This window comes from Streptomyces hilarionis (assembly GCF_024539675.1).
Classification (GTDB): domain Bacteria; phylum Actinomycetota; class Actinomycetes; order Streptomycetales; family Streptomycetaceae; genus Streptomyces; species Streptomyces hilarionis.
The window spans coordinates 1-510 of the sequence record NZ_JAHHIT010000410.1 but is presented as its reverse complement, the minus strand read 5'-3'; the positions used below and the strand labels follow the sequence as shown (position 1 = coordinate 510).

General features: G+C 60.4%; 1 protein-coding gene. It reads right to left on the bottom strand.

The window, feature by feature from the left end; all coding sequences use genetic code 11:
* A partial coding sequence (locus KMS84_RS43775) for a terminase large subunit domain-containing protein (protein ID WP_256921274.1) occupies positions 1 to 510 on the bottom strand: 510 nt, incomplete at both ends.

The following is a 510-nucleotide window of genomic DNA, read 5'->3' as shown; positions in this document are numbered from 1 at the left end:
ACCCAGCAGGTCATCAAGGCCGCCGCCGTCGACACCGACGACGATCACCTCACAACGCTCGATGAGTGAGTCGAGCGTGAGACCGGCTTCGGCCTGGGGCTCCCAGAAGTCAGCGCCGACCCAGCTGTCTGACATAAGTGCCAGACCGATCTCGATGTTGAGGAATTTGGCAAGAAAGCCACGTACCTCTGCCTCGCCATCCATCTCGGCCTGCATAAACAGGCGCTCGAGTGTTGGCCTGTCCACCGAGTACCCCATATTCGGGTTCACCAGGTGGAAGTTCTCAGGTCGGCGGGCCTCCCCGCTCTCGATCATCTCGGGCGGAAACTCGTAGATTACCGGCAGGAAGCGAGGGTCTTCGATCCGCCCCTCGCGCACACCACGGGCATAGCTCAGTTTCGATCTGAAGATGCCGGCCGGGGGTTCGTTTGACTGAGTCGTCAGCCAGATAATGAAGCCTTCAGGCCTGGACAACAGGCCGCCCGTTGCTTCACGGATCATGTCTGGAGC